Annotated in this window: 13 protein-coding genes; 8 read left to right on the top strand and 5 right to left on the bottom strand. The window is 41.8% G+C overall.

The genetic code is table 11. The features are described 5' to 3' along the window. The first annotated feature begins 106 nt into the window (after positions 1–106). Positions 107–1,375 carry an EAL and HDOD domain-containing protein gene (locus BIW53_RS06250; protein ID WP_070991018.1) on the top strand — a complete coding sequence of 423 codons (1,269 nt, stop codon included), beginning with the start codon at positions 107–109 and terminating at the stop codon, positions 1,373–1,375. On the opposite strand, the gene BIW53_RS06245 is transcribed toward BIW53_RS06250, so the two are convergent. The 3 genes from BIW53_RS06245 to BIW53_RS06235 form a co-directional block, all read right to left on the bottom strand. Further along, positions 1,372–2,847: a Ppx/GppA phosphatase family protein gene (locus BIW53_RS06245; protein ID WP_070991017.1), complete on the bottom strand. Its 1,476-nt coding sequence runs from the start codon at positions 2,845–2,847 to the stop codon at positions 1,372–1,374. The two genes, BIW53_RS06250 and BIW53_RS06245, sit on opposite strands and share 4 nt — an antisense overlap. Next, positions 2,844–4,931 carry a polyphosphate kinase 1 gene (gene ppk1, locus BIW53_RS06240; RefSeq protein ID WP_070991016.1) on the bottom strand — a complete coding sequence of 696 codons (2,088 nt, stop codon included), beginning with the start codon at positions 4,929–4,931 and terminating at the stop codon, positions 2,844–2,846. Before ppk1 ends, BIW53_RS06245 begins: the two co-directional genes overlap by 4 nt. 143 nt (positions 4,932–5,074) lie before the next feature. Then, a complete protein-coding gene (locus tag BIW53_RS06235) occupies positions 5,075–5,581 on the bottom strand; it encodes a glycine cleavage system transcriptional repressor (RefSeq protein WP_070991015.1) in 507 nt (168 codons plus the stop codon). Between the two features lie 322 nt (positions 5,582–5,903). On the opposite strand from BIW53_RS06235, the gene BIW53_RS06230 reads away from it, so the two are divergent. The 7 genes from BIW53_RS06230 to BIW53_RS06200 all read left to right on the top strand — a co-directional run bounded on the left by BIW53_RS06230 (position 5,904) and on the right by BIW53_RS06200 (position 14,571). Beyond that, positions 5,904–8,138, top strand: a complete 2,235-nt coding sequence (locus tag BIW53_RS06230; protein ID WP_070991014.1) for an ABC transporter permease subunit — start codon at positions 5,904–5,906, stop codon at positions 8,136–8,138. A 17-nt stretch (positions 8,139–8,155) separates the two neighbouring features. Then, entirely contained in the window at positions 8,156–9,805 is a 1,650-nt protein-coding gene (gene pstA / locus BIW53_RS06225; protein WP_070991013.1) for a phosphate ABC transporter permease PstA, read from the top strand. A gap of 28 nt (positions 9,806–9,833) precedes the next feature. Next, positions 9,834–10,661, top strand: coding sequence for a phosphate ABC transporter ATP-binding protein PstB (gene pstB / locus BIW53_RS06220; RefSeq protein ID WP_070991012.1), 828 nt, complete (start codon positions 9,834–9,836; stop codon positions 10,659–10,661). Between the two features lie 22 nt (positions 10,662–10,683). Further along, the gene (phoU, locus tag BIW53_RS06215; RefSeq protein WP_070991011.1) at positions 10,684–11,385 is read left to right on the top strand and encodes a phosphate signaling complex protein PhoU; all 702 of its coding nucleotides are present in this window, start codon (positions 10,684–10,686) and stop codon (positions 11,383–11,385) included. A 140-nt stretch (positions 11,386–11,525) separates the two neighbouring features. After that, positions 11,526–12,203, top strand: a complete 678-nt coding sequence (locus tag BIW53_RS06210; protein WP_070991010.1) for a TIGR00153 family protein — start codon at positions 11,526–11,528, stop codon at positions 12,201–12,203. Between the two features lie 35 nt (positions 12,204–12,238). Then, positions 12,239–13,507 carry an inorganic phosphate transporter gene (locus BIW53_RS06205; protein ID WP_070991009.1) on the top strand — a complete coding sequence of 423 codons (1,269 nt, stop codon included), beginning with the start codon at positions 12,239–12,241 and terminating at the stop codon, positions 13,505–13,507. Positions 13,508–13,653: 146 nt separating this feature from the next. Then, a complete protein-coding gene (locus tag BIW53_RS06200; protein WP_070991253.1) occupies positions 13,654–14,571 on the top strand; it encodes a hydrogen peroxide-inducible genes activator in 918 nt (305 codons plus the stop codon). 31 nt (positions 14,572–14,602) lie between these two features. On the opposite strand, the gene BIW53_RS06195 is transcribed toward BIW53_RS06200, so the two are convergent. Both BIW53_RS06195 and BIW53_RS06190 read right to left on the bottom strand, forming a co-directional pair. Beyond that, the gene (locus BIW53_RS06195; protein WP_070991008.1) at positions 14,603–14,800 is read right to left on the bottom strand and encodes a hypothetical protein; all 198 of its coding nucleotides are present in this window, start codon (positions 14,798–14,800) and stop codon (positions 14,603–14,605) included. Positions 14,801–14,952: 152 nt separating this feature from the next. After that, positions 14,953–17,463, bottom strand: a complete 2,511-nt coding sequence (locus BIW53_RS06190; protein WP_070991007.1) for a GGDEF/EAL domain-containing response regulator — start codon at positions 17,461–17,463, stop codon at positions 14,953–14,955. Positions 17,464–17,477: the final 14 nt, after the last annotated feature.

Raw genomic sequence — 17,477 nt, 5'->3', positions numbered from 1 at the left:
TTTGTAAGGTTAGATGTTGAAGTTAAACTTTTATTTGCCCGACACCAGAGCATCACGTATTCTCAATCACAGAATACGGCTATTGATGTGCTAGAGAAGGATGTAGATGTTAATGAGTGGCACCGTTACGAAAGTAAAAAATACAGCCGTACAATATATAGCGCGTCAGGCTATCCTTGATGTAGATCGCAAGATATACGCTTATGAGTTGCTGTATCGGGATTCTAACAACAATGCCTTTCCAATGGGGGTATCTGATGCTCAAGCAACAGGGAGAATGTTCTTTAATTCACTGATGTTTGTTGGTGTAGAGCGATTAGCTGCCGGTCAACGCGCTTTTATTAATTTATCTGATGAATCCTTATTACAAGAATTACCCAACCTCCTAAAACCTGATAATTTGGTGGTAGAAATAGTTGAGCGCTCTAAGAATATTCCTGAGCTGGTAAAAATTGTGGCTGCGTTGAAAAAGCGTGGCTACCGTTTCGCATTGGATGATTATGATGGTGATCCTAAATGGCAGCCTCTTATCGAGCTCATGTCTTATATCAAGCTCGAAATTGAAGCACCTATCATTAAAACTACGATGATGATTAAAAAACTCAAACGTAGCTATCCCGACATCAAGATCATCGTCGAGCGAATTGAGACACAAGAGCACTACGCATTTGTTAAAAATGCAGGCGCTGATTATTTTCAAGGCTTTTATTTTGCTCGCCCAGAAATGCTCAATCACGGTAATATTGAGCCTTCTAAATTTATTGTATTTGACCTGCTGCGCTGTACTGCTAAACCGGACTTGTGTTTTAGAGAGATACAAGAGCGCGTCGCGAAAGATTTAAGTTTAACTGCACGAGTACTTAAGTTGGCGAATTCTAAAGCGGGTGGTCAGAAGATAGAAATGAAATCTATTTCTCAAGCGGTTATTTATTTGGGAGAAGATGCTATTCGTCAATTTGTCAGGGTGCTTGCGTTAAGTGAGTTAGGTGTTGATAAACCAGCCGAACTGACCAAAATGGGTTTAATGAGAGCGAAATTTATGCAGCTATTTTTGCATCCTGGTGGTGAAGAAATGGCAGAGCAGGGCTATTTAATTGGCTTAATGTCAGTATTGGATGCTGTTTTGGAAGTTGAATTATCTATCATAGTTGCTGAATTTTCATTAGATAGCTCGCTCAGTAGTGCGTTGTTAAACTATCAAGGTCTATTAGGCGGCGCGTTGAAACTGACCTTAGCTATTGAAAAAAATGATTGGCAAGATGCAGAAATGATCCTCAAGGCTATTCGCCCTGCAACCAAAACTAAGTACCTGTATGACTTGGCTCTAGGTAGCCGTGACTACGCTGATGATGTATTTTCAGTCGTCAAAAGTTAAATATAATTCAGGGTCAGATTTAACTTTTTCAAATGATGCTGCTCCTGAGCTAGATCCGCCGCCATCAAAGTATGCTCTTTCAACCAGCCATTGGTAAACTCAACAAGTAAGGTGTCTGCATAACTGCTCAGCTTGACCTCAGGAGAGAGTGTGTCCTGACGCTTGGCATTGAGCAATATCGCTAGTCTAAACAGGCTTAACAGGCGTGAAAACTTGACCATTTCTATTGCACTACACAATTTCAGTTCACGCATTTTGATTTTTTTCCGATAAAAGCGGATGAGATAGCTCAATACTTGCTGCTGTTCTTGTGTAAAGCCAGGCAGTTGACTATGACTCACAATATAAGCACTGTGACGATGTAGCCCTGAGGAGTTGATAACTAGACCTACTTCATGGAGTTGGGCAGCCCAGCACAGCAATTGTAGGTCTAGCTTTTGCAATGACCAGTTTACAGAGATCTGTTGGTAAAACTGTTTTAGAGTATGGCATATGTTCGCACTATGCTGAGTGTCTACATTGTAATGTTCGCTGAGTGTTTGAATGGTACGAGTGCGTATATCAAATTCGTCATTTTGTGATATTTCATGTAATAGGCCATCGCGCAGTGCATGATCACAGTAGCGAAGTTCATGTATGTCTAGTTGTGCGAATACCGCAAGCAGTACCGTAAGTCCTCCAGCTATTGTGGCTTTACGCTCTTCTGATAAACCCTCAATGAGCAAAGAATCACAATTATGAGACCGTAAAATAAGCGCTTTTATTTTTAGTAGTATCTCAGTTGTCAGTGTATTGTGGCCGAATTGTACCGCGATAGCATGCAATGCTTTGATGGTTCCTGAGGTGCCATAGCAGCGTTGCCAGCCCATTCTTTTGTAACTAGCGGTGATGGGTTCTAATAATTGCTCGGCACGAATTTGTGCTTTATTAAAGCGTTTTTCAGACAGACGTCCCTGATTAAAAAACTGTTTACTGATATTTACACAGCCCATATTTCTACTGGTAAGTAGCTTATGGGTAAAATGCTCACCAATGATCAGCTCAGTGCTCCCTCCACCGATGTCAATGACTAGACGATTACCTTCGCTGTGTTCATAGTTGGCGACTCCTTGATAAATGAGCCTAGCCTCTTCTTGACCTGAAATAACATTGATTTTGAAAGGGAAACATTGTTTCGCTTTGACTAAAAACTGTTGAATATTCTTGCAGTTTCTCAGTGTATAAGTCGCCACAACTTGTACATGGCTATGTGGGAAATTATTCAAAGTTGCTGCAAATTGTTTCAGTACCGTCAGTGCTCTTTCCATAGCGGGTAGGCTGAGCGTCATATCAGCATTGAGCCCGGCCGCTAGGTTAACGCGTTGTTTTTCTTTATGAAGCACTTGAAAGCTGCCATCAACTTCTCTGGCAACCAGCAAGTGAAAGCTGTTTGAACCTAAGTCTACGGCCGCAATAGGGGAGTATTCTGTCATAGCGAACTCTTATTACTTTCCCACTTTTTAAGGTGATCATATATGGCAATTTGTGAACGGATTTTTTTACGATTTCCGCGTCTCACGTATTGATTCTTTTGCTCAGGGTCTATGATACGGGCTTTGGTACGGTCGCGGAATTGTAGCTCTAGGATATCAATAATGAGTTGTTTAAGTGTTTCGTTGTAAATAGGTACACCAACCTCAACACGATGATCAAGGTTACGTGTCATCCAGTCTGCGGATGAAATGAAAACTAAAGGGTGTCCTAAGTTTTCAAATACCATAACACGAGGGTGCTCTAAAAACCGGTCAACGATGCTGATCACTTTAATGTTTTCACTAAAGCGTGGTAACCCCGGAACCAGAGCGCACATACCTCGAACAATAACCCTGATTTTAACGCCAAGTCGTGCTGCAGAGTACAACTTATCAACAAGCTGTTTGTCGACTAAATTATTTATTTTAATGGTTATTTTGGCAATTTTCCCCTGTTCGGCATGCTTCATTTCTTGATCGATTAAATCAAGAATACGATCTCTGGCATTTAATGGGGATATCATTAAATGCTCAAAATGGAATGAACGGTAGCTGCTTTCAATAAAGCGAAAAACACTGTCGCATTCTTCACAAATATCCTGGTGTTGAGTGAATAGGCTGAAGTCAGTGTATACCTTAGCGGTTTTCTCGTGGAAATTACCTGTCCCAATATGTGCATATTTGACTATTTTCCCTTTCTCACGACGATGGATCACACAAAGTTTACTATGTACTTTGAGCGCGGGGATCCCCACCATAACCTTGATCCCAGCTTCACTTAGACGTTTGGCCCACTCAATATTATTTTTCTCATCGAAACGAGCTTTTAATTCGACCATTACCGTGATGTGTTTGCCATTTTTTGCTGCATTGATGAGTGAAGCAACCATTCTGGAATTGCTGGCAACGCGGTAAATGTTTACCTTGATTTGTGTAACGTAGGGGTCAAAGGCTGCTTGGCGCACATATTCCAGTAAATGGTTAAAGGTGTGATAGGGGTAATAGAGTAAAATATCTTGCTCAGCGATTGCTGAAAACACACTTGTATGTTGCTTAAATGCTTGACTCTGTAGTGGTGGCAGGGGTTTGTTTTCTAAATGACGGCGGCCAATGTTAGGAAAGGCAATAAAATCCCTAAAATTACGATAACGACCTCCAGGGATCAGTGCATCCTGATGGGTAACCCCAAGGCGCTTTTTCATCACCTTTAACATTTCTTCTGGCATCAACTCATCGTATACCAGTCTGACAGGCTCCGCATACAGCCTTTGTTTTAGGCCTTTTGACATTTTGTCGAGCAGCCCTTCTTCTATCTCATCATCAAGATTGTATTCAGCATCTCGAGTCAATTTTATTGCATAGCCTTCGATGCTATCGAAATGGAAGAAGCTATTAAACACTTCACGAAGAAAGAATTGCACGATGTCATCTAACATCACTATGTGTTTTTGTCGACGTGAGCGCTCTGGTGGTAGTTGTACAAATCGAGCAAGTCTATCTGTGGGCACTTCTAATAAAGCATAGTGTTGTTTTTCACCATTCATGTGCACAAATAGATAGGTCATATTGTCATTCATATTGTCCGAATAGTCTTTGCTTTCGCTAAGCAACATTGGCGACATATTGGGTAGGACCTGATCTTCAAAATAGCTTTTCAGCCAATTTTGGTGGAATTCGGATAACTCTTGAGGTTGACTTAAGTGAATATGATATTTCTCGAGATCACTCAAGATTTGCTTGTGAATGTATGTAAACTTTTTACCCAGTTGCAGAACTTTTTGATTTATTTGACTTAGCAGAGATTCATCTTCATCAAAGTTAGTATTGGGCAAGTTATTGAGTAGAACGCGACGCTTTACATCGGCAACACGCACCTGAAAAAACTCATCAAGATTGCTTGAAAAGATCCCAAGAAAGCGTATTCGTTCAATTATAGGATTGCTGCTATCTTTAGCTTCTTGTAATACACGTTCGTTAAATGACAGCCAGCTTAGTTCTTTTGCAAAATAACTAACCGTTTTCGGTTGGGAAGGGAATGCTTGCATTTTGATACCCTCGACAAATAAGCTGCGTCAAATATAGGTCCATAATGTGACGACGGTATGACAAGTGTCTTCGAAAACGACGACTTGTCATACGATTTGTTCGTGGCAATAAAATCAAAACGCTTGTTAGTATGTAAGAGGCATTACTCTGTTTCTATATCGACGATGAGGTCGCTAGTTATCGACTCTAACGCATCAATAACATTGTCTTTATTCATGCCAATAGGTAAGGTGACGGTGGCAAAGGCACTGAATATTGGGACTCCCCAGTTAGGAGCACTCTGTTGTCTTGAGTTTAAGTGCGTAATATTAGCACCTTTATGACGGATAACTGATGCGAGCTCTTGAACAATGCCAGGGCGGTCATTGCCAGTGATCACCAAATTAATAGTCTCTGGTGTCTCTTGCTCGCGTAATATGTCACCGCTTTCCATTCTGACATCTAATCCAGGTAAGGCAGCTAAACCATCACGAAGTTCTTGTAAGTGTTCTTCGGCAACCTCAACTTGAACTATCCCTGCGAATTGTCCCGCCAAGTGGCTAAGGTTACTGGTGAGCCAATTGCCGTGATGTGCAAGCACGGCCGAAGAGATTTCTTCAACTAGACCTGTACGGTCTTTTCCTATTATTGTTAAAACTAACTGCTTCATAATGCGTGTCTCTTATTATTTTTGCCATGAATAAATACATAGCGGTGGAAAAAAAACGGCTTCGATAATTGAGGGGACGATCCTTATGCATAGCCTCAATGGTAGATTCCGCGTTCTAAGATTAGTTCACCAATTTATGATGTCCAACCCAATTACATGTTGGTTTGTAAAGAAATGAAAACAATCTGTTTTGTGTTAAGTCAGCAATAATTCAGTCACAAATCGTACCCGATATTATAATATTCTCCCGAGCCTGGTGTAACATAACTGTCATCTTGATGAAATATAATGCCCGCCAACTTTAAAATGAAAGGGTGTTTTGATGTCTTCAAATCCGCAGCAACCGTCTTTTAGAACGGATAGAAGCCGTCTATTAAAAGACCGGTTTGCACAGTTTGGTATATCAGCTGGTGGAGTGATGGTACTGATCGCATTGTTGCTGATCTTTTTCTATTTACTCTATGTTGTTCAGCCTATATTTGAGTCCGCAAAAGTAGAGAAACGAGTTGATGTGACGTTGAATAGCACACAACAATATGTGGGCATTGGTATTGAGGAGCAAACAGAGATAGCATACTTGCTTAGCCGTACCGGACATGTCAATTTTTATCAGGTAAAGGGACAGCAAGCAGGCGGGTTGATTGAGCGTTTATCTGTTAACTTAGATGGTCAGGTAACCAGTGCAGCAAAAAGTGCGCCTTTCTTAGGTCAATATGCTTATGGACTGGATAATGGTCAAGTTAAGTTGGTCAAACCTTCGTTTTTAGTTACTTTCCCAGGTAATGAACGCGTGATTTCACCTCGTTTAAGTTACCCTCTTGATGGTAAACAACTGATGGTCGATGATCAGGAAAAGGCAATAAAACGTTTTGCTTTTAGCCATTATGAAGATAAGACGGCTGTGGTGGCTCTTACTGCTGATAAACGTCTTGTCTTTGCGTCGTTTGTAGCAGAAGAAAATATGTTTAGCGGTGAAGTAGAATGGGTAGTTGAGCGTACGGAATTAGAAATTGATGGCCGCATCGATGAATTACTGATCACCCCAGACACAACTCGAACCTTTGTCCGTTCGGCTAATCAAGTTTATATCTTTGATACCCGCTACCCGAGTGATGTTAAACAAATACAAGTTCTAGCAGCAAATGAAGAAAACGCGAATCTGGTAGGAGCAACTCTGTTAGCAGGTGCTAACTCACTAATGTTAGCGAATGATAATGGAGAGGTGTCACAATGGTTTGAAGTAAACTCAGACACAGGACGCAAATTCCAAAAGATCAGAGCATTTGAAACGAGCAAAAACAGCGACGTTGATATCTACAGTGAGTATTATCGTCGTACATTCTTCACTACCAACAACAATGGTGATTTAGGCCTTTATTATACAACCAGTGAAGCGCATTTGTGGCAGGGAAAAATCAGTGAGGGTGCAATTGAATCATTTGCAGTTTCTCCGCGCGCCAATGCAGTATTAATTGTAGCGGATGGCAAATTGTCAGTGTTTGATGTGCATAACGAACACCCTGAAGTTACTTGGTCAGCGCTATGGCAGGAAGTTTGGTATGAAGGCTACCCTGAGCCAGATTACATTTGGCAGTCGACTTCCGCATCCGATGACTTTGAATCAAAGTTTTCATTAGTCCCTATCTCGTTCGGTACGATTAAAGCGGCTATGTATGCCATGCTGTTCGCCGTACCGATAGCGCTATCAGCAGCAGTTTATACAGCATACTTTATGTCTAGTGAGTTGCGTCGCGTAGTAAAACCTACGGTTGAAATAATGGAAGCTTTACCAACGGTTATTTTGGGTTTTCTCGCTGGGCTTTGGTTAGCGCCATTAATTGAAACCCATTTGCCTGCGATTGTGGCTTTACTACTACTGTTGCCTTTAGCCATTATTGGTACGGCATTTATGTGGACTAAGTTGCCTGAAAAGATTCAACATCTTTTACCTGATGGTTGGCATTCGATATTACTTATCCCAGTGGTACTGTTTATCGGTTGGATATCATTCGCTATTAGCGGCAGTGTAGAAGATTGGATGTTCGATGGTAACGTGCGTCAATACTTGACCAATGAGTTGGGTTTAACCTTTGACCAGCGAAATTCATTGGTCGTTGGTATCGCTATGGGTTTTGCTGTCATACCAACAATCTTTTCTATCGCTGAAGATGCTGTTTTCAGCGTACCTAAGCACTTATCAAATGGCTCGTTAGCGCTCGGTGCTACACAATGGCAGACGCTTGTGCGAGTCGTTTTGCTAACCGCAAGTCCAGGTATCTTCTCTGCGGTTATGATGGGTTTAGGACGTGCAGTGGGTGAAACCATGATTGTATTGATGGCCACTGGTAACACTCCAATTATGGACTGGAGTATCTTCCAAGGGATGCGTACGTTGGCTGCAAACATCGCGGTAGAAATGCCCGAATCAGAGGTAGGTAGTTCACACTATCGTATTCTTTTCCTCGCAGCGTTTGTGTTGTTTATTTTCACCTTTGTATTTAACACGGTTGCTGAATTTGTTCGTCAGCAGTTACGTGAAAAATACAGCTCGATGTAATAGTTGGAGTTCATGACATGGTAAAACAGTGGTTTAAGTCAGGGTCTCCGTGGATCTGGATGACAGGTGGTGCAGTAAGTATTAGCTTGATTTCGGTACTCGGCTTATTGGCAATGATAGCTTGGAAAGGTTTAAGCTTTTTTTGGCCATCTCAGGTTGTTGAGCTGCATTTAGAGGGTTCAGTTCCTAAGCAAATAGTAATTGGTGAGATTTACGATCGTGAGCAAGTACCCAAATCACGATTAGAAGCGGCAGGTTTCGATTTATCAGCTTACGATCGAGAATTTATTGAGCGTATGTTGGTTAAAACGGGTAACCGTGAATATGTTGAGTTGGATTTCCGTTGGGTACTTTCGACGGATATTAAACAACAATCAGCGCCAGCAAACCTAGCGGTATTTGAACGTAGCAAGAATGGTAATTTTTATGGCTATGTCGAGCAGGTCATCGAAGATGGCAAAGTTGTGCAAGAGAATGCAACAGAACGTCTTTATGAACTGGTCGAACGTGCAGTTGATCTAAATGATGAAGCGCTAGATCTGCAAAATGGTGATATTGGCCATATTAACTATGAACTTGAGCGTATGCGCCTAAAAGAAAAGGGCTATGCACTTGATAATGCGCTCACTGATGAGCGCATGGCTGAGTTACAAGCGCGTCGAGCGCAGTTGCGAGAAGAATATAAAGTACTCGAAGAGCGCCTATTTGAATTACGTAAGTTGGCTAAACGTGACCAAGTGATCGTTCGAGACATGCGTGGAGAATTAGTTACATTACCGTTATACCAAGTACTTGATGTTTGGTTCCCAAATGATATGGGTTATTTTGCCAAGGTTGGACACTATTTTTCGCAGATTGGAAAATTCATTAGTGATGACCCACGTGAGGCAAATACGGAAGGTGGGGTGTTCCCTGCGATATTTGGTACGGTGTTCATGGTAATGTTGATGGCGGTAATCGTGACTCCATTTGGGGTAGTTGCTGCAATTTACTTACATGAATATGCTGCTAAAAATGCAGTGACCAAAATGATCCGCATCGCGGTAATTAACTTGGCGGGTGTGCCGTCAATTGTATACGGTGTATTTGGTCTGGGCTTTTTTGTCTATATGTTAGGCGGTTCAATTGACCAATTATTTTATCCAGAAGCTGCGCCAAGTCCTGTGTTTGGTACGCCTGGGGTGATTTGGTCTGCATTAACCCTTGCAATACTGACCTTGCCTGTGGTCATCGTTTCAACCGAGGAAGGTTTATCACGAATTCCAAGTACGGTACGTCATGGGTCATTGGCATTAGGTGCCACAAAAGCTGAAACGCTATGGCGTATCATTGTGCCTATGGCAAGTCCGGCAATTATGACTGGATTGATTTTGGCAGTCGCACGGGCTGCGGGTGAAGTTGCTCCGCTGATGTTGGTAGGTGTTGTTAAAATGGCACCCACGTTACCGTTGGATGGAAACTTCCCATACATTCATTTAGACCGTAAGTTTATGCACTTGGGCTTCCATATTTATGATGTAGGATTTCAAAGTCCGAATGTTGAAGCCGCGCGACCGTTAGTATATGCAACTGCATTCTTGTTAGTGACGGTGATCATCGCGCTGAACATCACGGCAATTGGTATTCGTAACCACTTGCGTGAAAAATTCAGATCACTTGAACATTAATAGTAAAGATTTTAAGTAGGTAAAAGTAATGATTACAGTAGCTCCAGAAGTTAATCAGGCCAACGGCCAAAAAAAGCTCGATCTTGCAAATTTGACTCCAGAGCAAACGTCTCTGCAAATCAAAGACCTAGATCTTTACTATGGTGACAAGCAAGCGCTGAGCAAAGTAAATATGTTGATCCCTAAAGGTCAGGTAACCGCGTTTATCGGTCCATCTGGTTGTGGTAAATCGACTTTGTTACGTTGTATCAACCGTATGAATGACTTGGTTGATAGTTGTCGTATTGAAGGCGAGATTATTTTGCATGGCCAAAATATTTACGATAAACGCGTCGATGTTGCAGCGCTGCGTCGTAATGTGGGAATGGTTTTTCAGCGCCCAAATCCTTTCCCAAAATCAATATACGAAAATGTAGTTTATGGGTTACGCTTACAAGGGATCAAAGATAAGCGTAAGCTAGATGAAGTAGTGGAAAAGTCTTTGCGTGGTGCGGCGTTATGGGATGAAGTAAAAGACCGTCTACACGATAGTGCGTTTGGGTTATCTGGCGGTCAGCAACAACGTTTGGTTATCGCGCGTTCAATTGCAATTGAGCCGGAAGTGTTGCTACTTGATGAACCCACCTCGGCATTGGACCCTATTTCTACTTTGGTTATAGAAGAATTAATAAACGATCTTAAGAACAAATACACTGTAGTTATTGTTACGCATAACATGCAACAAGCTGCTCGTGTTTCGGATCAGACCGCGTTTATGTATATGGGTGAGCTGATTGAATATGCGGATACCAATACGCTATTCACAACCCCATCGAAGAAGAAAACCGAAGACTACATTACGGGTCGTTACGGTTAAGCGGCTGACATAGGGGAAAAATATGGAACATAATTTAAATAAACACATTTCTGGTCGTTTCAATGAAGAGCTAGAAAATGTTCGTAACCATGTACTTAGCATGGGGGGCTTGGTTGAGCAACAGCTTAATTTAGCACTTGATGCAGTGAATGAATGCGATGCTGAAAAAGCGCGTAAAGTCAGTGAAAATGATTACAAAGTCAATGCTATGGAAGTGAACATTGATGAAGAATGTACGCGCATCATTGCTAAGCGTCAACCTGCAGCGAGCGACTTGCGTCTGGTGGTTGCAATAGCAAAAACCATTGCAGATCTAGAGCGTATAGGCGATGAAGCCGAACGCATTGCGCGAGTGGCACTAGATTCTTTTACCAAGGATCAGCAAGACTTACTGGTTAATATCGAAAATATGGGTCGCCAAGTATCGAAAATGCTTCATGATGTACTTGATGCATTTGCAAGAATGGATGCCCAGCGTGCTTTCGAAGTACATAAAGAAGATGCCAAAGTTGATAGAGAATATGAAGCGTTGACACGTCAAATTATGACTTACATGATGGAAGACCCTCGCTCTATTCCAAAAATTATGGATTTAATTTGGTCTGTTCGCTCTTTAGAGCGCATTGGCGACCGCTGTCAGAATATTGCAGAATATGTAATATACTTTGTTAATGGCAAAGATATTCGCCATATATCTCAAGAAGATATAGAGAAAACTCTGTAATTCACATCATCTAAGTTGACCATAGCTTTTAAGGTTAAGGTCAACTTAATTTATCTTACCGATAAAAATCGTTCACAATATTGCTCAATGCTGTAAAATTACCTACCGCAAAGCATATAAATATGATTTAAGGGTCAGTTATGCCTACAAATGCGTTTTTAGGGGTTTTTGCAAAATCACCTATTAAACCAATCGAAGAACACATCAAGATTGTTCACAAAGCAAGTAAAGCTTTAGTGCCGTTTTTTGATCATGTTTTTAAAGGGGAATGGACCGAAGCCGAAGCGCTACGTGTACAAATCCGCAATTATGAACGCGAAGCAGATAAATTAAAACGAGAAGTTCGTTTACAGTTGCCTCGTGGTTTATTCATGCCTGTAGAACGTACAGATCTACTTGAACTTATTACTCATCAAGACAAAATAGCTAATAAAGCGAAAGACATCGCGGGTCGCGTTGTTGGTCGTGAAATGGTAATTCCAGAAACAATTCAAACAGAGTTCCTAGCTTACTTAAAGCGGTGTGTTGATGCGACAAAGCAAGCTTCTAAAGCCATTAATGAACTTGATGAGCTATTAGAAACTGGTTTCCGCGGTCGCGAAGTAACCTTGGTAGAAAATATGTTGGTCGAATTGGATGCGATCGAGCAAGATACGGATGAAATGCAAATCAGAATCCGCCAAGAGTTACGCACTGTTGAGGGAGAGTTAAATCCAGTTGATGTGATGTTCTTATACAAGATCATTGAGTGGGTCGGTGAACTTGCCGATATCGCTGAGCGCGTTGGTTCTCGCTTAGAGCTGATGCTCGCACGTTAATTCAAATTAAGAAGTTTAATAAGTAAGGTTTTACAATGGATATCATTGCATCCTACGGTACCATGCTGGTGCTTATAGCAGCGGCGGTTGGTTTCTTTATGGCTTATGGTATTGGCGCAAATGACGTTGCTAATGCGATGGGTACATCGGTTGGTTCGAAAGCACTAACCATTAAACAAGCAATCTTAATTGCTATGGTCTTTGAATTTGCTGGTGCGTATCTAGCGGGCGGTGAGGTAACATCGACGATCCGTAAAGGGATCATTGATGCTGCGCCATTTGTTGATATTCCAGAGCTAATGGTATTGGGGATGATCTCGGCACTATTTGCGGCAGGCGCTTGGTTACTAATGGCTTCTGTTTTAGGGTGGCCGGTATCAACAACACATTCAATCATTGGTGCTATCATCGGCTTTGCATTGGTTGCTGTAGGCAGCGAAGCAATTCAATGGGGTAAGGTTGCGGGGATTGTAGGTAGTTGGATTGTAACACCTGCGATATCTGGTTTTATCGCGTATCTAATTTTCATGAGTGCACAAAAACTTATTTTTGACACCTCAACACCACTACAAAATGCAAAACGCTATGTACCCGTTTATATGGGACTTGCGGGCTTCGTAATGGCGCTTGTCACCATTAAAAAGGGTCTTAAGCATGTTGGTATTAACCTTGGTACTGTCGAGGGCTATGCTCTAGCTATCGGTATTGCTGTATTTGTCGGTCTCATTGGTAAGGTAGCTATCGCACGTCTTAAGATGGACCCTAAAGCTGATAAACAAATGCAATTCAACAACGTTGAGAAAGTGTTTGCTGTACTTATGGTACTGACTGCCTGTTGTATGGCTTTTGCTCACGGTTCAAATGACGTAGCGAATGCAATCGGTCCTCTAGCTGCGGTTGTGAACATCGTCGAAAATGATGGTGTAATGGCTAAGAAAGCAGCCCTTGCTTGGTGGATTTTACCGCTAGGTGGTTTAGGGATTGTTGCTGGCTTGGCAATTTTGGGCAAGAAAGTAATCAAAACGATTGGTGAAGGTATTACACACTTAACACCAAGTCGCGGCTTCGCAGCTGAGCTAGCTGCTGCATCAACCGTGGTAATTGCATCAGGTACTGGTTTGCCTATTTCAACCACTCAGACGTTGGTAGGGGCGGTTTTAGGTGTGGGTATGGCGCGTGGTATTGCGGCATTAAACATGAGTGTGATCAGAAACATTGTAGTTTCTTGGGTAATCACATTGCCAGTTGGTGCAGCTCTTGCTATTGTTATATTCTATGTTCTGAGATTCGCGTTCGGCGTGTAACTTAGAAAGACAGACTTTTAGCTTGAAAAGATCTCAGCACACCAGTGCTGGGGTCTTTTTATTTATGGGGACCTAAAGAAGGTTTTACTCGTTCTACATCAGGGGTATACTGACACCATTGTATATTCTGATAAATCTTGCCCATAGTGAATAACCTGCCCAGTATTAAGCAACTCCAATACCTTATTGCCGTACATCAGCATCAACACTTTGGCCGTGCAGCAGAAGCCTGTTTTATAGGTCAATCCACATTAAGTAGTGCAATTCAGACTTTAGAAGAAACTTTAGGTTGTCAGTTAATTGAGCGTGAGAATCGTAGCTTGATGTTTACTGACATTGGTGAGGAAGTGGTCACGCGGGCAAAGAAGATCATTGCTGACACCATGAGTGTGAAAGAACTCACCAAAAGCTACAAACATCCTCTTAGTGGCAAGTTAACATTGGGCGTGATCCCTACGGTTGCCAGTTTTATTGCTGCACCGCTTTATCAGTTCTGTAAACAACAGTTTGAGCAGTTGCAATTGGTGCTTGTGGAAGATACGAGCGATAGGCTGCTTGATAAGCTGGAACATGGACACATAGATATGGCGATGCTCGCGCTACCTTATCACACCGAGCGTTTTCATACGCAGGTATTAGCTAAAGATCATTTTTCTTTGGTCCACCATAAGGATTATCACATTGCGGATAATGTGACTGACTTTAACCTGCTGCCAGAGCAAAGTGTATTTTTACTAGAAAGAGAGCATTGTATGACGGGTCATGCGCTAAGTGCTTGTCACCTTAACCGAAGCGATTGTATTAATCCGTTTGAAGCGGCTAATTTGCATACTCTACTGAGCATGGTTGAATACCAAAATGGTGTGACGTTTTTGCCGCAAATGGCGCTGAATGCGGGGATCTTAAATGGCAAGCCTATGGTGGCCAGTGATACACTGGGTGATGCATACCGTGAAATTGGTTTGTTGTGGCGCAAAACGACGGGCAGGATCAGAGACTTTCGTCTTTTCAGTGAACAAGTTTCTGAGTTCGTACAATTGCAATGTGCACAGTCAAAAGACTGAAAAAATAGGGCGCACAGCGCCCAAAAATTCGTTAGGAAGGTTCAAACTTACTGGCTGAGCTTAGGTCCGGTAAAAACAGTAAATAGACCCAAACAACCAAATTAAAGTAAGGAATAAGGCCCAATAAAGTAAACACTTTACTTGGATAGCCCTTTATTCGAGCATTTCTATAACACTGCACTGCTACCAAAATATTGATAACAAAAAGAAAAATCATTAACTGGCTCATAATTACACTCCTAGACGTCCATAAGGTGATGTAACTCAATCCTTTGAATGTCCAGTCAAAATGGTAAAATCAACAACTTAGCTGGACAGCCTCATGTAGAGTAATTATAGATGAATTTGCAGGAAGGAAAAGTCGACTTTTGTATATATTTGTTATCGGATTGTTTTGCTGGCTAAAATAGTTGGGATCGCCGCTTTTAATTTTTCAATCGGCATCGGCTTGGCAATATAAAAGCCTTGAGCGTAATCGACACCAATATCTTTGAGTGCTTTAAATATTTCGTAATTCTCAACGTATTCCGCCACAGAGCGCTTATCTAATGAATGACTAATATCATGTACGGCTTTAACCAACGCCAAATCTATGGGGTCATTGAGCATGTCTCGTACGAATGAGCCATCTATTTTTACATGCTGCGCAGGTAGTTGTTTTAAATAACTAAATGTACTGAATCCAGTGCCAAAATCGTCAATAGAGAAATGGCAACCTAGTTGATTGAGCTTGGCTATCATAGCCTGAGTTGCACTTAAATTTTTAATACTTGCGGATTCTGTAATTTCAAAAATGATGCGCTCGGCAGCCACCTGATACTCAACTAAACATGTCTGAATATGAGGGAGCAAACGTTCGTCTAAAAACGACTGGGCAGATAAATTAATCGCCACTTGATTGAGCTCTGGATGCTGCGCGACAGCAGCAATAGCATGCTTAATAACACACTGATCCATAAGAAAGGTGTCATTGAGCAGCTCTAATGCTGGAATGAACTGATTTGGATATATTAACTCTCCTTTGACGACCAAGCGCAGCAATGCTTCGTAGTAGGCGATATTATTATTTTTAAAGTCCCATATTGGTTGGTAGTACAATTCAATAAGGTTATTTTGTAAGGCTTCACGAACGTTATGACCCCACTCTAAGCCTGATTGTAATGTGCTGTTTTTTGCATCTTCTTTGCTGTAACAATGTACTAAATTTCGACCTAGACTCTTCGCTACATACAAAGCTATATCAGCTTGCTTGAGACATTCGTTAGCATCATGGTTTTCAATCGTAATTTGCGTCAAACCGATGGAACAACTAATTGAGTAACTGTGTTCTTCCGAATGAAACTTATGTTTTTCTATTGCCATACATATGCCTTCAGCGGCTAAGTGCGCATCTAGCAGATTTGTATTGCTTAAAATAATAGCGAATTCGTCGCCACCGATTCGAAAGATCAGCTGTTCTTCACTAAGGTTTTCCCAAAACAACTGTGATACTTCTTTGAGCACAATATCGCCTTGTTGATGGCCTTTGCTGTCATTTATGATTTTAAAATGATCTAAGTCGATATATAGCAATGCATGTTCAGTGTCGCTATTTTGAGCCACGGATGAACAAATGTACTGCAGCTGTTGGTCAAAATAATATCGGTTATGCAGTCCTGTGAGGGTATCATGTAACGCTAAATGTCTAAGCTGCAACTCAGCCTGTTTACGCTCGTGAATGTTATCTAAAGTTGCAGTAATCGTTGCTTTGCTGGTACTGTTTTTGATCAATTGGAAACGACACTCGACCCAAATTTGTCGCTGTTTCTGGTGGCCAATCTGCAGCTCAATTTTTGCTTGATGTTGTGAGCCCGTAACTATCTTTTCAAGGATCTGTTGCAGGGTGTGTTGATATTCAGCGGTGACAAAATCGCACAACGATTTATTGAGACTGCTTTTTATACCAAAGCCGGACAGCGCTTCCCAAGCCGGGTTGATAAACCGGATCAGTCCTTCCTGATCGAGCTCCATCACAACGGTATTGAGATGGAGTAGAATTCGTTGGTGTGCTGAAAATAATTCTTTATAACTTTGTTCACTGCGACTTAATTGCGATACTTTTTCTTCAAACTCGGCATAACTAACCATGAAATCTTCGCGTCGCGCAGCATGATCACAGACTTTACTCAAAATAGATATGTCATAAGGCTCGCGGACAAAGTCGGTCACACCTAGTAACAAAAGTTGCTCGGCATAGTCAGCATCACGGCTATCAATGATTGTTACAATCGCTTGATTGGGCTTTTGCTTTAATATATTCGTAACCAGCTCTTTGGCTGCTGGTGCTCGCGTCGCTGTTGCATCTAGCAAAATAATAGCGAAGTTACTTTGCCTAAATAGCGATAGCGCATCATGCGTTGTGTTGACGTGGGTGCAAGCAAAATTGAGCGCTAAATGGTCGCATATTTCCTCAGCGCGCTGTTGGTTGGGTTCCATCAGTAGCAAGTTCAGGCGGCTACTTTTTTCTAAGTGAGTAGACAGTACATTTGCCAGTATCTGGGGTAATGCGGTATGGCGTTCAAAGGGTAGTACAGCATCTATGCTATAACTACGCGCAGTCGTCTCGGCAATGCGCTCGCAATAGATAGGTGGTATGAGAACAATAGGAGTATTTTTAGGGGTATTGAGTAGTCCAGAGCGCACCATACGTGAAAAGCGCCAGCCGTCAATTTTTCCGACATCCAATCCAGAAATCACCACATCCACTGCTTGTTTTTTCAACAGTTGTAGTGCGCTTTGGCTGTCTTCACATTCAATAAATGTGAAAACGTCCAGTTTCTGTAATGTATTTTTTATTGTGTTTCGCTCTTGCTCACTAGAGTTTACAATCAATAAATTTAATTGTCTGGCCACGATTAACGCCTTAC

The organism is Pseudoalteromonas byunsanensis (assembly GCF_001854475.1).
GTDB classification, from domain to species: domain Bacteria; phylum Pseudomonadota; class Gammaproteobacteria; order Enterobacterales; family Alteromonadaceae; genus Pseudoalteromonas; species Pseudoalteromonas byunsanensis.
This window is presented reverse-complemented; position numbering and strand designations above follow the sequence as displayed.